General features: G+C 65.6%; 10 protein-coding genes. 7 read left to right on the top strand and 3 right to left on the bottom strand.

Translation table 11 applies throughout. The annotated features are described in order from the left end of the window. The first annotated feature begins 70 nt into the window (after positions 1-70). On the top strand, positions 71-1,363 hold the full coding sequence (locus ACE103_RS40615) for an MFS transporter (protein ID WP_223972201.1): 1,293 nt from the start codon (positions 71-73) through the stop codon (positions 1,361-1,363). 122 nt (positions 1,364-1,485) lie between these two features. On the opposite strand, the gene ACE103_RS40610 is transcribed toward ACE103_RS40615, so the two are convergent. Next, on the bottom strand, positions 1,486-2,295 hold the full coding sequence (locus ACE103_RS40610) for a transporter (protein ID WP_375777525.1): 810 nt from the start codon (positions 2,293-2,295) through the stop codon (positions 1,486-1,488). A 218-nt stretch (positions 2,296-2,513) separates the two neighbouring features. On the opposite strand from ACE103_RS40610, the gene ACE103_RS40605 reads away from it, so the two are divergent. Then, on the top strand, positions 2,514-2,915 hold the full coding sequence (locus ACE103_RS40605; RefSeq protein ID WP_097671042.1) for a cytochrome c family protein: 402 nt from the start codon (positions 2,514-2,516) through the stop codon (positions 2,913-2,915). 92 nt (positions 2,916-3,007) lie between these two features. Here ACE103_RS40605 and ACE103_RS40600 read toward each other — a convergent pair whose 3' ends face one another. Further along, entirely contained in the window at positions 3,008-4,501 is a 1,494-nt protein-coding gene (locus tag ACE103_RS40600) for a M48 family metalloprotease (RefSeq protein WP_375777524.1), read from the bottom strand. A 53-nt stretch (positions 4,502-4,554) separates the two neighbouring features. Beyond that, positions 4,555-5,298 carry a thermonuclease family protein gene (locus ACE103_RS40595; RefSeq protein WP_375777523.1) on the bottom strand — a complete coding sequence of 248 codons (744 nt, stop codon included), beginning with the start codon at positions 5,296-5,298 and terminating at the stop codon, positions 4,555-4,557. 489 nt (positions 5,299-5,787) lie between these two features. Between ACE103_RS40595 and ACE103_RS40590 the strand changes: the two genes are divergently transcribed. The 5 genes from ACE103_RS40590 to ACE103_RS40570 all read left to right on the top strand — a co-directional run bounded on the left by ACE103_RS40590 (position 5,788) and on the right by ACE103_RS40570 (position 18,711). After that, positions 5,788-13,281 carry an Ig-like domain-containing protein gene (locus ACE103_RS40590; RefSeq protein ID WP_375777522.1) on the top strand — a complete coding sequence of 2,498 codons (7,494 nt, stop codon included), beginning with the start codon at positions 5,788-5,790 and terminating at the stop codon, positions 13,279-13,281. A gap of 159 nt (positions 13,282-13,440) precedes the next feature. Then, positions 13,441-14,646, top strand: a complete 1,206-nt coding sequence (locus ACE103_RS40585) for an ABC transporter substrate-binding protein (protein WP_212311890.1) — start codon at positions 13,441-13,443, stop codon at positions 14,644-14,646. 124 nt (positions 14,647-14,770) lie between these two features. Continuing rightward, positions 14,771-15,565, top strand: a complete 795-nt coding sequence (locus tag ACE103_RS40580) for an enoyl-CoA hydratase (RefSeq protein WP_375777521.1) — start codon at positions 14,771-14,773, stop codon at positions 15,563-15,565. 3 nt (positions 15,566-15,568) lie between these two features. Next, positions 15,569-16,324 carry a hypothetical protein gene (locus ACE103_RS40575; RefSeq protein ID WP_375777520.1) on the top strand — a complete coding sequence of 252 codons (756 nt, stop codon included), beginning with the start codon at positions 15,569-15,571 and terminating at the stop codon, positions 16,322-16,324. Positions 16,325-16,599: 275 nt separating this feature from the next. After that, a complete protein-coding gene (locus tag ACE103_RS40570) occupies positions 16,600-18,711 on the top strand; it encodes an acetate--CoA ligase family protein (protein ID WP_375777519.1) in 2,112 nt (703 codons plus the stop codon). Positions 18,712-18,863: the final 152 nt, after the last annotated feature.

Below are 18,863 nucleotides of genomic sequence, written 5' to 3'. Positions count from 1 at the left end.
AAAACCGGTTTCCACTTTTCCGGATCACGCTCCAAAGGACGGTTCTCCGGCGATGGCACAGGCCCCAGCAATGGCTCACGGCACCCCGACGGCATCAGGTCACGGGCAGGCGAAACCCGGCGAAATCGCCATCGGCGTCATCATCGGGCGCACGTCGGAGTTCTTCGACTTCTTCGTCTACGCGATCGCCTCGGTGATCGTTTTTCCGAAGCTGGTGTTCCCGTTCGTCAACGAGCTGACCGGCACACTCTATTCATTCGGGATCTTCGCGCTCGCCTTCGCCGCCCGCCCGCTCGGCACGGTCATCTTCATGGCGGTCGACCGCCGCCACGGCAAGGGCGCCAAGCTCGTCATCGCGCTGTTCCTGCTCGGCACCGCCACGGTCGCGCTCGCCTTCCTGCCTGGCTACGACACGATCGGCGTCGCGGCGATCTGGCTGCTCGCCGCCGCGCGCGTCGTGCAGGGCCTCGCCTGGGGCGGCGCCTGGGACGGCCTCGCCTCGCTGCTTGCGATGAACGCGCCGGTCAATCGCCGCGGCTGGTACGCGATGGTGCCGCAGCTCGGCGCACCGCTCGGGCTGATCGTGGCGAGCGCGCTGTTTGCGTTCTTCGCCGGCAACCTCTCGGCGGATGATTTCTTCGATTGGGGCTGGCGCTATCCGTTCTTCGTCGCCTTCGCCATCAACGTGGTGGCGCTGTTTGCGCGGCTGCGCATGGTGGCGACCGATGAATATTCCGAGCTGTTCGAAAGCCGCGACCTGGAGCCGGCGCGCGTCGGCGAGACGGTGGCGCAGGAGGGCCGCAACATCCTGCTCGGCGCCTTCGCGCCGCTGGCAAGCTTTGCGCTGTTCCACATGGTCACGGTGTTTCCGCTGTCCTGGGTGTTCCTGTTCACCCGGGAGAGCCCAGTGCGCTTCCTGATCATCGAGATGATCGGCGCCATGGTCGGCGTCGTCGCGATCATCGCCTCCGGCATGATCGCCGACCGCGTCGGGCGCAAGCCGCTGCTGCTGGGGTCCGCGGTCGCGATCGCGGTCTATAGCGGCTTTGCCCCGCAGCTCCTCGATGCCGGGGCGTTCGGTGAAACCGTCTACATGGTGCTCGGCTTCGTGCTGCTCGGCCTGTCGTTCGGCCAGTCGTCGGGTGCGATCGCCTCGAACTTCGCGCGGACCTATCGCTACACCGCCTCGGCGCTGACCTCGGATTTCGCCTGGCTGTTCGGCGCCGGCTTCGCGCCGCTCGCCGCGCTGCTGCTGGCGACGCATTTCGGCCTGATCTCGGCCGGCGCGTATCTGTTGTCGGGCGCGGTGTGGACGCTGCTCGCGCTGTGGCTGAGCGGCCTGCGCGAAGCGGAAGTCAACTAGTCACGCGGCCGTCTCCTTCTGCTTGTAGCCCGGATGCAGCGAAGCGAAATCCGGGGCCGCTCTCACTGCGGATGGATCTGCCCCGGATTGCGCTGCGCTGCATCCGGGCTACGGAGCTTCGTTTAACGGAACAGCCCGTCGACGCGGAACGAATAGCCGAGGCCGACGATGTAGTTCGGCGAGTTGTGGTTGAGTCCGAACGCGACGTGGAGATCGAGCTGCTGGGTCGGCGTGAGCCGGTACAGGCCGCCGGAATTGATCAGCTGGATCGGCCGTGCGCCGTCCGGATAGTCGCCGACATATTCGGTGAACACGCTGATCCGCTCGGTCAATTTCTTCTCGATCACGAAGGTCGTTTCCGACATGTGCTGGCCGGTCAGCTCGGCGGGTCGGAAGAATTCCGTGAACATGCCGCTGACGCCCCAGCCGTCATGCAGCTCCCATGACCATGGCAGCTGGATGTAGGGCTGCGCGCCGCGCCCCGCGATGGCGGCTGCGCCGGTCGGCAGCGCGACACCCGCGGTGATCGAGAGGTCGATCTTTCCCGGCACCGGGCTGATCTGCCATTTGATCCCCGGCGCGACGTCGGAAAAGCCCGTGGCGCCCGGTGACCTCATCGTGCCGGTGTAGCTCGGCAGGTCGATCAGGATTTCGAGGCAGGGCGCGATGCCGAGCCGCCAGCGGCTGTTGCTGACGTCGATGCTGCGGCCACTGTTGCGGCCGGTCAGGTTGACGCCGTTTTCGCTCTGCAGGCTCCCGACCGGCACGACGATACTCGAATTGGTGACGTCGGGCCGGTCGGTCGCAATTTCGTCGCTCGGCTTGGGACAACCGTCCGCGCGCGCGGCGGTGGCTGCTGCGAGGGTGATCGCAGCAAGCACGCACCCGAGTTCGGCAAGTCGAGCGACGGCGCCGAACCGATTGTGAAACACTGGGGATGCTCCAAAAACCCGGCGCCGCTGCGGAGGTGGCAGCTAGGATAGTGATCGGCTGATGACGCGGATATTCCTCGTCGGCGGCAAAAAACTTCAACAACAAGTGCCATTTTTGGCGATCGATTCGGCTGGTGTCCAGCGGGGGGGCGAAATTTCAGAGAATAGAATGGCGACCTGGCTGCTCCTGTTGTGGTGGCAAAACAGGAGACCCCGGAATGACCATTCGTTCGATCGCAGGCGCGCTGGCGCCGCGGCACGCCAAGATCGCCGCGATGGCGGCCATCGCGATCCTGCTCGCGCTGAACAGCGCCCGTGCGGCGGGCGATGCGTCACGCGGGGCCACGCTGTACCAGGGCTGCGGCGATTGCCATTCGATCGAGAAGAACGACGTCGGTCCGATGCACAAGGGGGTGGTGGGCCGCCTTGCCGGCTCGGTCGCGGGCTACAATTACTCGCCGGCGCTGAAGAACTCGAAGATCGTATGGACGGAGGCCAATCTCGACAAATGGCTGACCGGTCCCGACGCGATGGTGCCGGGCACCAAGATGTTCTACGAGGTTCAGGATCCGAAGGATCGCGCCGACATCATCGCCTTCCTCAAGGAGAAGGCGAAGTAGGGGCTAACGCAATCGCACCAAACTCTCACCCGTCGTCCCGGCCTTCACCGGGACGACAGCGGTAGCGAGACGCGAGCGCGACGCTCGCAGCCTCAATCCACCACGATCTTGACGCGGTCGCGCGGCTTCACCTGGGCGTGGGCGTCGAGGCCATTGAGCACGCGGAAGCGCTCGGCCGGGTGATCGATGCCGGCCATGCGGTGCGACAGCGATTCCACGGTGTCGCCGGGCTGCACGTTGATGACCTTGATGCGCAGCGGGCGCGCGGCCTGGATCTCGTCAAGGGTCAGGCGACGGAATGAATTGACGGTCTCGCGCGCGTTGCGCTCGCTCTCGGTGGATTTCTGCTTGGCGGCGAAGATGAAACGATAGACGTCGCTGCCGAAGCGCAGCGCGTAGACCTTGAACTGCCACTGGTCGCCATGCGCGGTGGCCGATGCCGCCGGAAAGCCGTTGATGTTGAGATCCTCGGTCGAGGACTTCTCGACGCCTTCCATCCAGCCGGAATTCAGATAGTCGCCGAGGGACTGCTCGGCCGGCACCCGCACCACGTCGAAGCGCATCGCCTGGCTGCCGCCTTCGCGCACGCCGATCACCGCCTGCGCGGTGTTGTCGAGCGTGAAATTCTCCGGGGCGGTGAAGGTGAAGCCGAGCTTGGGATGCAGGAAGCGGCGGCCGCGCACAAAACCTTCGCTGGGATCCTCGCCATAGACGATGTTGTCGATCGCGACGAGATAGGTCTCGCGGTCGCGCTCGTTGCTCTCGGGCGATGAGTATTGCCGCGCGGTGGTCTGCGCATTGGAGATGCGCTCCGGCGTTGCCGGATGCGATGAGGTGAAATCCTGCGCACGCGGATCGAGCGCGGTCTTGCCGATCTTGAGCGCGGCATTGCGCTCCATCGCGGTCAGGAAGCGCGACGCGCCGTAGGGATCGAAATGCGCGCGCGCGGCGATCCCGACGCCGATGCCGTCGGCCTCGAACTCCTGCTGCCGCGAGAAGCTCGCCATCGTCAGCTTGGTCTTGGCGAGCGCCAGCGCCGTGAGATCGGGATCGGTGCTCATGTCGGTGACGACGCGCGTCACCACCGCCGCCTGGCGCGCCTGGTCCTCGCGCATCGCGGCATGCTTGGCCAGCACATGCGCCATCTCGTGGCTCAGCACCGAGGAGAGTTCGGAGGTGTCGCTGGCGAGCGCGATGAGACCGCGCGTGACGTAGAGCTGGCCCGTCGGCAGCGCGAAGGCGTTCACCGCGCCGGAGTTGAGGATCGTGACCTTGTAGGCCTGGTCGGGCCGTTCGGACGCGGCGACCAGCCGGTCGACGGTCTTGCTGATCAGGGCCTCGAGCTTCGGGTCGTCATAGGCGCCGCCATAGGACGACAGGATGCGCTCGTGCTCGCGCTCGCTGTTGGGCGTCTGCTGCACCACGCGGTTCGGCTTCACCGGCGCCGCCGTCGCGGTCGGCGCGACCTGTTCGAACCGGCCGACATTGCCGCAGGCCGACAGCGTCAGGGCCGCGCAGACGAGCACCGGCGCGGCCGAAAGCCGGCGGCCAGTTCCATCTTCACGCCGTCCAGCGCGCACAATCACGTCAAAACCCACAACTTGTCCCGTGACTCGGCCGAGCCGTGGCCTGTGGGCCCCTAGTTCCCGCCGAGCACTTCAATCTGCCCCACCCGGAGCAATTCGATTCGCGGCCCACGTCGTGCTTCCACCCAACCTCGGACACGAATCCTACGATTTTCCAGAGACTTGGGCGCAAGGCCGGCCGCCTCAAACGCAGGGACTATGCGCCTTGAAATAGTCAGAGCAAAGTCCCGTGTCCAGTTTCGGCCGAAATTCAGGTAGGTCGTCGCCCCCGCCTGGCGCACGGACAAAACCCGGCCCTCGACCACGGTAAAGCGCCCAATCCCGGCCAAAATATCGTCCGGACTTTCGGCGTTTTTTATGACGGCGGACTCGGCCCAGGTTCCCGATCGGGCTGCCCGTGCCTCGGCCTCCGCCGCCATTAGCGCCGTGGCGCAGTCCTTGTCGGCGATCTCGGACGATACCAGCGCAAGGCCCTGGCGCAGCAGCTCACTCTGCACGGGGAGTTCGCGGCCTTCGAGGAATGCGTAGGCCGGCTGGTGGCCGTAGCGGTCCGGCGTGTCGTCCTGCCCGCGCAGCGTCACCTCGCGGCCGACCAGCAGCGCCGACAGCGCCGCGATGGCTTTGGCCCGGTCCGCCACCTCGATGCCGGCGAGCTTGACCTCGCGGCCGTCGTCGAGGCGAAAGCTGCGCGCATCGACCACAGCGGCGACGCGACCTTCGCCCTGAATCTCGAAATTGCATCCGGCCGCTTCGGCGCGTCCGATGCAGGCGACGATCGCAAGCGCGTACGCTGTCATCGCCACTGCACGCGGACGGTGTTGCCATGCTCTATCGCGTGGAGGCGTCATGCTGCTCTCGTCACTCCGGCACGCTCCATTCGGATCGTGGTTGCCAGCGAGGACAGTTTGACGGAAACATCGTCACCGAGCCACAGGCGAAGCGAGACGACATCGGGCGGGGCCGACCGTGATTCGGCGACGCATTGCCGATCAATTTCTTGCAGCGCTTCTCATCGCGCGCAGGCATGGGGCCCCAGTTTCACATCAACGCATGGCCGCTGCGGGACGAATGCGTCTCGTATGTCCCCTGTCGTGACGAAGATCGGCGTTTGGGCCTGCGCAACGCGGTCCTCGCGCGCGTCAACCTTACCCATTGACCATCTCAACTCCGTGCGCGGAATGAGAATTCGTTATTGTTGCCAATGGCTTGCGGCGCAAGATAACTATTCAGAAATTTTTGGAAACAGCGACCGATCGCGGTCGTTCGCGCATATTGCCGAGGTCCTTGTGTCGAACCCAGTTGTTCTCACGCTGACGACCAGCGATCCCGTCCACGACTACACTCAGCTCTACGCCGCAATCTCCGCGATCAGCGTCGGCGGCGGTCTCGCCGCGACCAACACTGATTACGTCATCAACTTCTCGCTCTCGTCCGGCGCGCGCACGCTGCAATTGCTGGACGATCTGCCGGCCATCAATCTGATGAACGGCTCGACGCTCACCTTCGACGGCAACTCCGACTACAACAACCAGCTCGGCGGTCAGGACTACAGCGACGTCATCGACGCGCGCGGCTACCAAGGCTTCGTCGTCACATCAGGCACGGTGACGTTCAAGAACCTCTCCATCATCAACGCCGTGGCGAGCGGCGGCAATGGCGGGGTCGGCGGCGGCGGCGGTGGTGCGGGCCTCGGCGGTGGCCTGTTCGTCGGGCAGAACGCCAATGTCACGCTGAACAACGTCAATTTCGGCAGCAATACCGCCAAGGGCGGTAACGGCGGCGCGGTCGATCCGGCTGGCGGCGGCGGTGGCGGCGGCGGCATTGGTGCCGACGGCGGCAGCGGCAATGGCGGCGGCGGTGGGGGCGGCGGCTTCGGCGGCCAAGACTACTACGGCTATCACGGCAATGGCGGCAATGGTTATAGCGAGGCTGGCTCCGACACCCAGCACCCCTCGACCGGCGCGAGCGGCGCGGGCGGCACGCCCGCGACGATCGAAGGCGCGGCGGGCGGTGGACAGGGCGCCGACAACTACGGCGGCATCGGCTATGGCGCGCATGCTGGTGGCGGTGCGAGTGGTGGCGGTGGTGGCGGCGGCGTCGGTGGTGGCGGCGGCGGCATCGGCGGTGGCAACTCGGTCGGCGGCGGCCCCTCGGGCAACATCATCGGCTATGGCGGCGCCGGCGGCGTAGGTGGCGGTGGCGGCGGCGGCATCTATGCCGGCGGCAATGGTGGTTTCGCTGGCGGTGGCGGCGGCTCGGGCAACGGCAGCGGATATGCGCATACCGGCGGCAATGGCGGCTTCGGCGGTGGCGGCGGCGGTTCGAACGGCACGCCGGGCACCGGCGGATTCGGCGCGGGCGACGGTTCGCTCGCCGGCGTCGGTGGCGGCGGATTGGGTGCTGGCGGCAACATCTTCGTTCAGCAGGGCGGCAAGCTGACCGTCATCGGCGGCACGTTGTCGGGCGCGACCGAGACCGGTGGCACCGGCGCCAACGGCGCGGGCAACGGCTCCGCCCATGGCGATATCTTCATCCAGGGTACGATGGTCGTCACCCCGACGCACACCGTCCCCACCTTCTCGCAGGGCCTGCAAACCGTCACGACGCTCACGATCGCCGACTCGATCGCTGACGAGCGTGGCATCAGCGGCAGCGGCACGACCGGAAAGGTGCTCGTCTCCGGCGGCGGCACGCTGACGCTGACGGGTGCGAGCAGCTATGTCGGCGGCACCCAGATCGACGGTGGCAACACCCTCTCTATCACCGCCGACAACAACATCGGCGGCTCGACCGGCGCGTTGATCCTCAACGGCGGCACGCTGACGACGACCGGCGGCTACACTTTCACGCACGACATTCAGGTCACCGCCAATGGCGGCACCTTCGATATTTCGTCCGGTACGATCGCCGATATCGGCTCGATCAGCGGCTCCGGCACGTTCACGCTGTCGGGCGCCGGCACGTTGCAGCTCGGGATGGGTCAGCTCGCAGGATTGACTGGGACGTTCGGCCTGAGCGGCGCGCATCTCTCGCTGACATCGAGCGGCACTTTCGACGACACGCTCTCGATCAGCGGCAATTCGATACTGGCGATTGCGAATGGGTCAACCGTCACCGACACTGCCCTCGTCACCGGCAGCGGCAATCTCGGCATCGACGGCGGCGGCACGTTGGTGCTTGGCCATGCCGCCAACAGCTACGGCAACACGACGATCTATTCCGGCACGGTGTGGCTCACCGCGGCCGGTGCCGCCGGGACCGGCAACATCGCGTTTACCTCAGGCATCGTCGGTACGCTGAAGATCGACAACGCCGCGCTGACCGGCAATGCGTTCGCCAACACGATTGCGAACTTCAATCCCGGCCAGTTCATCGACCTGACCGGGTTGCAGTACAACACCCAGAATCCGTCGCTCAACACGGTTAGTCTGTCCGGCAATACGCTCTCGATCTCGAACGGCACCACGACCGATACGCTGACCCTTGCCGGGGTCGGCTCCGGCACCAGTTTCCAGCTCTCGCAGGATGCGAACGGCGGAACGATCGTGCAGGTCGTGTCGACCCGCGTCTTCAATGCCTCCAATGTCGCCGAACTCAACGCCGCCATCCTGCAGATGGATTCCGGCGGGGTTAACGCCGCGGCGAATGCCAACTACACGATCAACATCACCGCCAACTTCAGTCTGACGTCGGAACTGTACGCGCTGAATCTGCTGAGCGGATCGAGCGTCACGATCAACGGCAGCGATGGCCACGGCGGCACACACGCGATCGACGGCCTCAATGCACAGCGCGGCTTCTTCGTCTATGCCGGCAATGTCAATCTCGAGAACCTGACCATCCAGAACACGGTGGCTGCCGGCGGCGGCGTCATCCAGGGCGGCGGCGGCGGTGGTGCCGGGCTCGGCGGCGCGCTGTTCGTCTCGTCGAACGGCAGCGTCACGATCGACAATGTCGTGTTTCACAACAGTGCCGCGATCGGCGGTAACGGCGGAACCGGTAGCACCGCGAGCAACGTCAATATCGACGGCTTCGGCGGCGGTGGCGGCATGGGGGGCCAAGGCGGAAACAGCAGCGGTGGCGGCATCGGTCTTCATGCGCAGGGTGCGAACTCCGCTGCGTTTCAGAACGGGGCTGCTGGCATCGTCCCCGGCGCCGCGGGGGGCGGCAAAGGTGTCGACGGCTACCTGATTCCGTACGGGAACGGGACCCTTCTTTACTGGTATGGCGGAACGGGCGGCGCCAATGGCGGCGGCGGCGGCGCGGGTGGCTTCTTCGGCAACAATAATCGCGCACACGGCACCGGCGGCGGCGTCGGCGGCGGCAACGCAATCGACGGCGGCAATGGTGGCTACGGTGGTGGCGGCGGGGCGTTCGGCAATGGTGGTTTCGGTGGTGGCGGCGGCTATGGCGGCAATGGCGGCTTCGGCGGCGGTGGTGGCGTCAGCGGGCTCGGCGGCTTCGGCGGTGGTGATGGCACGGCGGGCGGCGGCGGGCTTGGCGCGGGTGGCACCGTCTTCGTTCAGCAGGGCGGCTCGCTGACCATCAAGGGCGGCTCGCTCTCCAACGATTCCGGCTTCAACGCCGTCAAGGGCGGCACCAATGGCATCGGCCAGGCGAGCGGTTCGGGCATCGGCTCCGGCATCTTCATCCAGGGCACCAGCAATCTCAGCTTCGCGCCGGCCAGCGGCCAGACGCTGACCGTCGCCAACGACATCGCGGACCAGAGCGGCAATGGCGGCACCGGTGCCAATGCCGGCGTCGGCGGCCTCGTCATCAGCGGTGGCGGCATCGTCATTCTCGGCGGCAACAACAGCTATACGGGTAACACCGCTCTCAGCGGCGCTGGCACAAGGGTATCGATCTCCGCCAACGTCAATCTCGGCGCGGTCACCAACATGCTGACGCTAGGTGACGGCACCGGCATCAGCTTCACGGACGGCTTCACGCACACCCGCAACATCACGGTCGCGGGCGATCCGGTCTTCAATGTCGCAGCCGGCGAGACCGTCACCCAGAGCGGCGTGATCTCCGATGGCGCGACGCCGGGCGATGTCGAGGTGACCGGCGGCGGCAGGCTGGTGCTGTCTGCGCACAACACCTATTCGGGCGGCACGGTTATCAAGGGCTCGATCCTCGAACTCGCGGCGAGCGGCGCGGCGGGAACGGGCGCGATCGCCTTCACCGACGGCAGCACCGAGAAGCTCGTGCTCGATGCCGCGGCATTCTCCGGGGCGTCGTTCGGCACATCGATCACAGGCTTTTCCGGCGGCGATACGATCGACTTCGGCAACATCGCCTATGATGCGACGGCCACGCTGTCCTATGCGAACGGCGTACTCGTGGTGAAGAGCAGCGGCGGGGTGACGCTCGCCTCGCTGCATCTGAGCTTTGGCGCAGGCGCCACCGCCAACTCGCTGAGCCTCGGCTATGACGGCTCGGCCTCGCCGCATCTCGAGCTCAGGTCGCAGGCGAGCATTGCCTCGGTCACGGCAGACACCACCGGCCATCTCACGACGCTGAACATCGGCAAGGTCGTCACCATCACGGTCAATTTCAGCAACACGGTGAGCGTGACGGGTGCGCCGGAGCTGCTGCTCAATGACGGTAAGGCCGCGAGCTATGTCAGCGGCAGCGGCTCGCAGGCGCTGGTGTTCAGCTACACCGTACAGGCCGGCGACAGCACGTCGGACCTTCAAGTGCAGAGCCTCTCGCTCAGTGGCGGCACGATCAAGGATCCCGGCGGTCAGGACGCTGACGTCACCCATGCAGCGGCCGATCTGCATCTTGTGATCGACGGGGTCGCGCCGACCGTGTCGGTTGCCGCGACCTCGAGCTCGCTGCTGGCCGGACAGACCTCGACCGTCACCTTCACCTTCTCCGAGGCCGTCGCGGGCTTCGTGCTGACGGATACCACCGTGAGCGGCGGCGCGCTGAGCAACCTCGTCCATGTCGGCCTCAACGCCTCGCACCAGGACGTCTACACGGCGACATTCACGCCCGATGTGACCAACTCCGAGGCAGGCTCGGTGCAGGTCAACGCATCGAGCTATGCCGACATCGCCGGCAATCCCGGTGCGGCAAGCAGCGCGATCACCTTCACCGGCGACACCAAGGCGCCGACGGTGCAGGTCGTCGCCGACCACAGCATGCTCACCGCCGGCGATCACGCGCTCGTCACCCTCACCTTCTCCGAGGCCGTCGCCGGCTTCTGGCTGGGCGATGTCAGCGTCAGCGGCGGCGCGTTGGGTAACCTTGTCCATGTCGGCGTCGATGGGGCCGGCCATGACGTCTATACCGCGACCTTCACACCCGATGTCAGCAACACTGAAGCGGGTTCGGTCCAGGTCAACGCGTCGAGCTATACCGACGTCGCCGGCAATTCCGGCGCGTCCAGCAACACGATCAACTTCACCGGCGACACCAAGGCGCCCACGGTGGCCGTTTCGGCTGATCACGGCACGCTGCTCGCAGGTCAGACCTCCACCGTCACCTTCACCTTCTCCGAGGCTGTCGCAAGCTTCGCGCTGGGTGATGTCAGCGTCAGCGGCGGCACGCTGGGCAGCCTTGTCCATGTCGGCGTCAACGGCGCCGGCCAGGATATCTACACCGCGACCTTCACGCCTGATGTCACCAATGCCGAAGCAGGTTCGGTGCAGGTCAACGCGTCAGGTTATGGCGATACGGCCGGCAATGCGGGCGCGGCCGGCAACACGGTCACCTTCACCGGCGACACGCTGGCGCCGACCGTCTCCGTCACGCTCAATCCGGACGCGGTGCTGGCCGGCGACCTCTCGGTTGCGACCTTCACCTTCTCGGAGGCCGTCGCGGACTTCACCCTTGCCGGCACCACCGTCCATGGCGGCGCGCTGAGCCATCTCGTGCATGTCGGGCTCAACAGCTCCGGTCACGATGTCTACACCGCGACCTTCACGCCTGACGTCAGCGACACCGAAGCCGGCTCGGTGAAAGTCAATGCGTCCAGCTACAGCGATCTGGCCGGCAATGTCGGCGCGGCGAGCAACACTGCGACGATCGGCGGCGATACGCTGGCGCCGACGGTGTCGATCGCGGCGGACCGCAACGCGTTGCTGGCGGGGCAGACCGCGGTGGTGACGTTCACCTTCTCCGAACAGATCGCAAGCTTCGCGCTCGCTGACGTGGCCGTGCATGGCGGGGCGCTGGGCCATCTGGTCCATGTCGGCGTCAACGCATCAAGCCAGGACGTCTACACCGCAACCTTCACGCCGGATGAGAGCAACGCCGAGGCTGGCTCGGTGCAGGTCGCGGCATGGAGCTACGCCGACGTCGCAGGCAACGCCGGTGCGGCCAGCAACACCGTTAGTTTCACCGGCGATACCAAGGCGCCGACGGTGTCGGTCGCGGCGAGCCCGAGCACGCTGCTTTCAGGCCAGAATTCGGTTGTCACCTTCACCTTCTCCGAGCATGTCGCCAGCTTCACGCTCGCAGATACCGTCGTCGCCGGCGGAGTGCTGACCAATCTGGTCCATGTCGGGCTCAACGTGTCAGGCCAGAACGTCTACACCGCGACCTTCGCGCCCGATATCAACGATGTCCTGGCGGGTTCGATCCGGGTCACGGGCTCGAGCTATACCGACGACGCCGGCAATGCTGGTGCGGCGAGCAATACTGCCACGATCGATGGCGACACGCATTCGCCGACGGTGTCGGTCGCAGCCGACCATACCGTGCTGCACGCGGGCGACGCGGCGTTGATGACGTTCACCTTCTCCGAGGCGGTCGCGGGCTTCGGGCTCGGCGATATCGCCGTCCATGGCGGACTGCTCGGCAGCCTCGTCCATGTCGGCGTCAACGGTGCGGGCAATGACATCTACACCGCGGTCTTCACGGCCGATGTCACCGACCATCTGTCGGCCAATCTGTCCGTCACCGCGTCGAGTTACACCGACATCGCCGGCAATGCCGGCGCGGCAAGCGGTACCATCTTTTTCACCGGTGACACCAAGCCGCCGGCGGCACCGCTGCTTTCGCTGCACCAGGACACCGGCTTCTCGGGTACCGACCACATCACCAGCAATCCGCTGATCGACTACACCAAATCCGATCTGGCCGACACGCTGCGCTTCAAGGCCGACGGAGCGTCGAGTTTTTCGGCGATGGCGCCGGTCTTCACAACTGATGGCGTGCACACCGTGACGGTGCAGGAGGTCGATGCCGCCGGCAATGTCAGCGCGTCGTCGAGCCTGACCTTTACCCTCGATACCACCGTGCCCCATCTCACCGGTATCACGGCAACCCCGTCCGGCGGCGTTGCGGCGACGGGCTCGCTGGTGCAGCTGACCGTCGGCTTCAACGAGGCGGTTCACGTCGTCAACGGCACGCCGCTCCTGACGCTGAACGACGGCGGCAGCGCGATCTACGATGCTGCGGCAACCGCGCTGCTCGGCGATCCCTCGAAGCTGGTGTTCGATCACATCGTGTCGTCGACGAATCGTGCCGCATCGCTCTCCGTGACCGGCTTCGCCGCCAATGGCTCAAGCGTTGTCGACTTGGCCGGCAATGCGGCCTCGCTGTCGGCGGTGTCCGCCGCCTTCGACGCGCTGCACATCAACGAAACCATCGCGCCGGCCTACACGCTCGGGCCGATCACCCGCCCGGAACTGCATCTGGATCTGGGCGGTCACGTCATCATGGACACTGTGGCGTCGGCGTTCGCCGGACAATATGGCATGCAGTACCTGTTTCTCGGGCTGCCGGCAGGGACGCCCTATCAGACCGTTTCCGACTTCCATCTCTGATCGCGTCACGCTGAGAAATGGTCGGCGCGGCGCATCATTCCGCTTAGCGGAAAACAGATTGCTGTCGCTGCGGCTTGCTGCAGTGCGGGCCATGCGGCATGATCCGGCCCTCGACACGGACCTGATGGAATGAGGTCCGTTCTTCAAGGGAGGATCTGAATGAGACGGGTTTTGGCCGGCGTGTTGGCCTGTGTGTTTGCGATCTCGGCGAATGCGTCGCTGGCGCAGGACAAGCCTCCGCTGAAGCTCGGCGGCATCCTCGATATGTCGAGCCTCTACGCCGATATCACCGGTTCGGGCAGCGAAACCGCCGCCAAGATGGCGGTGGAGGATTTCGGCGGCACGGTGCTCGGCCGCAAGGTCGAGATCGTGGTCGGCGACCATCTCAACAAGGCCGACCTTGCCGCCAACATCGCCCGCGACATGATCGACAACCAGGGCGTCGAGATGATCTTCGACGTTGCGGCGTCAGCGACTGCGCTCGCTGCCGGCGAGATCGCCAAGGCCCGCGGCAAGATCATCATGTTCAATGGCCCGGGTTCGATCCGCCTCTCCAACGAGGCCTGCGGCCCCTATACCGTGCACTACGTGTTCGACACCTTCGCGCAGGCTAATGTGACCGGCCTTGCCGCGGTGAAATCCGGCCTCGACACCTGGTTCTTCCTGACCGCGGACTACGCGTTCGGCCAGGACCTCGAAAAAGATACCAGCAATGTCGTGGTGAAGTCGGGCGGCAAGGTGCTCGGCAGCGTGCGGCACCCGATCAATACCTCGGACTTCTCCTCCTTCCTACTGCAGGCGCAGGCCTCGAAGGCCAAGGTGATCGGGCTCGCCAATGCCGGCGGCGACACCATCAACGCGATCAAGCAGGGCGCCGAGTTCGGCATCACCAAGGGCGGCCAGAAGATCTCGCCGCTCCTGGCTTTCGTGACCGATATCGACAGCGTTGGGCTCGAGACCGCGCAGGGGCTGCTGCTTGCGGAAGCGTTCTATTGGGATCTCAATGACGACACCCGCGCCTTCACTAAGCGCTTCATGGAGCGCACCAAGCGGGTGCCGACCTCGGCCCAAGCCGGCGTCTACTCCTCCGTGACGCATTACCTGCAGGCGGTGAAGGCTGCCGGCACGACGGACGCGGCCGCCGTCATGAAGGTGATGAAGGAGACCCCGATCAACGACATGTTCGCCAAGAACGGCAAGATACGTGAGGACGGCCGCATGGTGCACGACATGTATCTGTTCGAGGTCAAGAAGCCCTCGGAGTCGAAGGGCCGCTGGGATGATTACAAGCTGCTCGCGACCGTGCCGGGCGACCAGGCGTTCCAGCCGCTGTCGGAATCGCGCTGCCCGCTGGTGAAGAAGTGACGCGAAGCGTCATTCCGGGATGGTCCGAAGGACCAGACCCGGAATCTCGAGATTCCGGGTTCAATGCTGCGCATCGCCCCGGAATGACGCTGAGACAACCAACAACAACGAAAGGCAAAACGCCATGAGCGATAATCAGATGGTCCTCCAATCCCTCGACAAGGGCCTGCTCACCATCACCATGAACCGGCCGGATCGGCGCAATGCGCTTAATCCGGACATGACGCGCGGCCTGGTCGAGGCGGCGCGGCGGGCGCAGGACGATACCGAGGTGCGTGCGGTGCTGATCCGCGGCGCGGGTGGCACCTTCTGCGTCGGCGGCGACGTCAAGTCGATGGCGGAAGGCCGCGCGCCGCTGCCGTTCGAGGCCAAGATGGCCAATCTGCGCCGGGGCATGGAGGTCTCGCGTATCCTGCACACGATGCCGAAGCCCGTGGTGGCGCAGCTCGACGGCGCGGCGGCCGGCGCCGGCCTCTCGATCGCGCTGTCCTGCGATCTGCGCGTCGCCGGCGCCTCCTGCAAGATCACCACTGCCTTTGCCAAGGTCGGCTTCTCCGGCGACTACGGCGGAACGTATTTGCTGACCAAGATGCTCGGCAGCGCCAAGGCGCGCGAACTCTACATGATGTCGCCGGTGCTGTCGGCGCAGGAAGCCTATAACCTCGGCATGGTCTCCAAGGTGGTGCCCGATGCCGATGTCGAGGCCGAGACGCTGGAGCTGGCGCGGTCGCTGGCGCAGGGGCCGTCGGTGGCGCTCGGCTACATCAAGCGCAACATCAACAACGCCGAGACCATGACGCTCGAGGCCTGCTTCGACGGCGAGGCGATCCACCACACCCGTGCCGGCGAGACCACCGACCACAAGGAAGCGGCCAAGGCCTTCGTCGAGAAGCGCAAGCCCACCTTCCAGGGGCAGTAAACCATGGCCGAATATATGCGGCTGCGGCAGATCTGCCTGGTGGCACCACAGCTTGCGCCCGTGATCGCTGATATCTCCGCGATCATGGGCCTCGATGTCTGCTACCGCGACGGCAACGTCGCGAAATACGGCCTCGAGAACGCATTGCTGCCGGTCGATACCATCCTGCTGGAAGTGGTATCGCCGTTCCAGCCGGGGCCAGGCACCGCGGCCGGACGCTTCATCGAGAAGACCGGCGGCCGCGGCGGCTACATGGCGATCTTCTGCTGTGAAGATCCCGACGCGCGCGGCGCAAAGGCCAATGCGATCGGGGTGCGGACCGCGAACGTGATCACGCACGCGCCCTATCACGGCGTGCAACTGCACCCGCGCGACTGCCGCGCCGCCTTCATCGAGTTCAACCACACCGAAGGCAGCGACGATGTGCTGGGGCCGTACCCACCGGCCGGCCCCGACTGGCAGAAGTCGATCCGCAAGGACACGACTTTGGCGCTGACCGAGGTCGAGATGCAGAGCCCCGAGCCCGAGGGGTTGGCGGCGCATTGGGGCAGCATCGTCGGCATTCCCGCTGATGGCGCTGTGGTGAAGCTGCCGAACGCGACCTTCCGCTTCATCAAGGGCGAGAGCGAGATCATGAGCGGCTTGACGTTCAAGGTTGCCGACAAGGCCAAGGTGCTGGATGCCGCGAAAGCCAGAGGCTGTGCCGTGAAGGGCGATGAGTTCCAGCTTTGCGGCGTGACGCTCAAGTTGACGGCCTGACTTCGTAGCCCGGATGCAGCGAAGCGAAATCCGGGGCCACTCCGTCCGTGGATGGACCGCCCCGGATTGCGCTGCGCTCCATCCGGGCTACGCGAATATCTTTCCCCGTCACCCTGAGGAGCGCGCAGCGCGTCTCGAAGGGTGCATGGCCCGGCTGGTGGCTGTTCATCCTTCGAGACGCGCGTTCCGCGCTCCTCAGGATGACGGGAAGGGCGGTTGAGCTGGCTGTAGCGATTCAATATCGTGGCTTACAACAAGAACAACGGAACGCCCCCATGCCGCATCCGCTCGATTCCTTCTTCACCCCAAAGAGCATCGCGCTGATCGGCGCCTCGCGCGATCACGAGAAGATTCCCGGGCGGCTGCTCGCCATGCTGCGCAAGAACGGCTATCCGGGTGGGCTCTATCCGATCAATCCGAACTATGACGAGATCGACGGGCTGAGATGCTTCAAGTCGATCGCCGAGATCGGCGCGCCGATCGATCTCGCGGTCATCGTGATTCCCGCGCGTGCGGTGCTGCTGGCGCTGGAGCAATGCGCAGCCGTCGGCGTCAGGAACGCCGTCATCATCTCGTCCGGCTTTGCCGAGGAGGGCGGCGATAGCGCAGCGATGCAGGACGCGATTGTGGCGCTGGCGAAGCGAACGGGCATGCGGATCTCCGGCCCGAACGCCGAAGGATTCTACAGCCAGGTGCAGAAGGTCGCCGCGACCTTCAGCCCGACCGTCGACGTCAAGCCGGACGCGCCGGCGCTGGTCGCGACCAAGCGGCGGATCGGCATCGTCGCGCAGAGCGGCGGCATCGGCTTTGCGATCTATCATCGCGCCAAGGCGCTCGGAGTTGCCCTGAGCTACGTCGTCAGCGCCGGCAATGAGAGCGATCTCGGCGCCGGCGAGTTCCTCGACTACATGGTGCAGGATCCCGCGACCGACGTGATCCTGCTCTTCATCGAGGGTATCCGGGACGTCGACAAGTTTTTGGCCGCGGCGAAGCGGGCGGCAGAGCTCAAGAAACCCGTGATCGTCACCAAGGTCGGCCGCTCCGGCGCCGGCGAACGCGCGGCAGCCTCGCACACCGCAAGCATGGCGGGCTGGTCGGCGGCCTATGATGCGGTGTTCGCCAAATATGGCTTCATCGTCTCCAACGACCTCGACGAGGCGGTGACGATTGCGGCCGTGTTGACCACCAATCCGCTGCCGAAAGGCAACCGTGTCGCGGTGCTGACGGTGTCCGGCGGTGCCGGCATCTGGGGCGCCGATACGGTGTCGATGCAAGGCCTGCGCGTGCCGGAGCTGTCGACTGCGATCCAGAGCCAGATCAAGCAATGGATGCCGTCCTATGGCGCCGCCGGAAATCCGGTCGACGTCACCGCGCAGGGCGTCTCCTCCGGCGGCCTGCAGAAGAGCATCGAGCTGTTCGACGCGTCAGATGAAGTGGATGCGACCCTGGTCGTGCTGTCGCTGTCGAGCGAGACGCGGATGCCGTTCAAGGAGGCCGAACTGAAGCCTCTGATCGCGGCGCAGAACAAGCCGGTGGTGTTCTATTCCTATACGCTGCCGTCGCCATTCGCGCGGCAGGAACTCGCGAAGTCGGGCGTGGTGGTGCTCTCGGGATTGACCCATGTCGGCGTCGCGATGCGGCGGTTGGCGGATTATGCCGCCTTCAAGCCCGCCCCCGAGATGGCAGCGTCAGCCTCGCGGACGCACGATCTCTCCGCGCATCTCACGGCGAAGACGTTGTCCGAACATGACAGCAAGTCGCTGCTGCGTGCCGCCGGGATCGCGCTGCCGGATGAGGTGTTGGTGACCGACCGCGACGGGCTCGACGCGGCGATCGAGCGGGCCGGCTTCCCGCTGGTCATGAAGATCCAATCGCCCGCGATCGCGCACAAGAGTGAGGTCGGCGGCGTCCGCGTCAATATCGCCGCCAAGGGTGCGGCGTTCACCGCCTATCGCGACATGCTGGAGAGCGTGCAGCAGCAGCGACCTGAAGCAAAAATCCAAGGCGTGCTGGTCGGGCCGATGGCCAAGAAGGGCGTCGAGATCATCGTCGGCACCATGACGGACGCGACCTTCGGGCCGATGGTGATGGTGGGGCTCGGCGGCATCACCACCGAGCTGTTCAAGGACGTGGTCTATCGTCCGGCGCCGGTGAGCCCGCTAGAGGCGACCGCGATGCTGGAGAGCCTGAAAGCCGCGCCGCTGCTGCACGGCTTCCGCGGCGCGCCGAAAGCGGATGTCACAGCGCTGGCGCGGTTGATCTCGCAGATTTCAGTGCTGGCTGCACAGCATGCCAACGCGATCGCCGAGATCGAGGTCAATCCGGTGCTGGTGCACCCGGAGGGGCAGGGCGTGACGATCGTCGATGCGCTGGTGGTGCCGAAATAATTCGGTGTCGTCCCGGCGAAGGCCGGGACCCATACGCCGCGGCCGACGAAAGTGGCACAAGCGGCATCGGCTTCTCCTATCAACTCAGTTCGGTGGTTATGGGTCCCGGCCTTCGCCGGGACGACTTGTTGAGAGAGCGGTGCACACGAGGG

It is taken from the genome of Bradyrhizobium sp. ma5, from assembly GCF_042258955.1.
In the GTDB taxonomy this organism is placed as follows: Bacteria; Pseudomonadota; Alphaproteobacteria; order Rhizobiales; family Xanthobacteraceae; genus Bradyrhizobium.
This window is presented reverse-complemented; position numbering and strand designations above follow the sequence as displayed.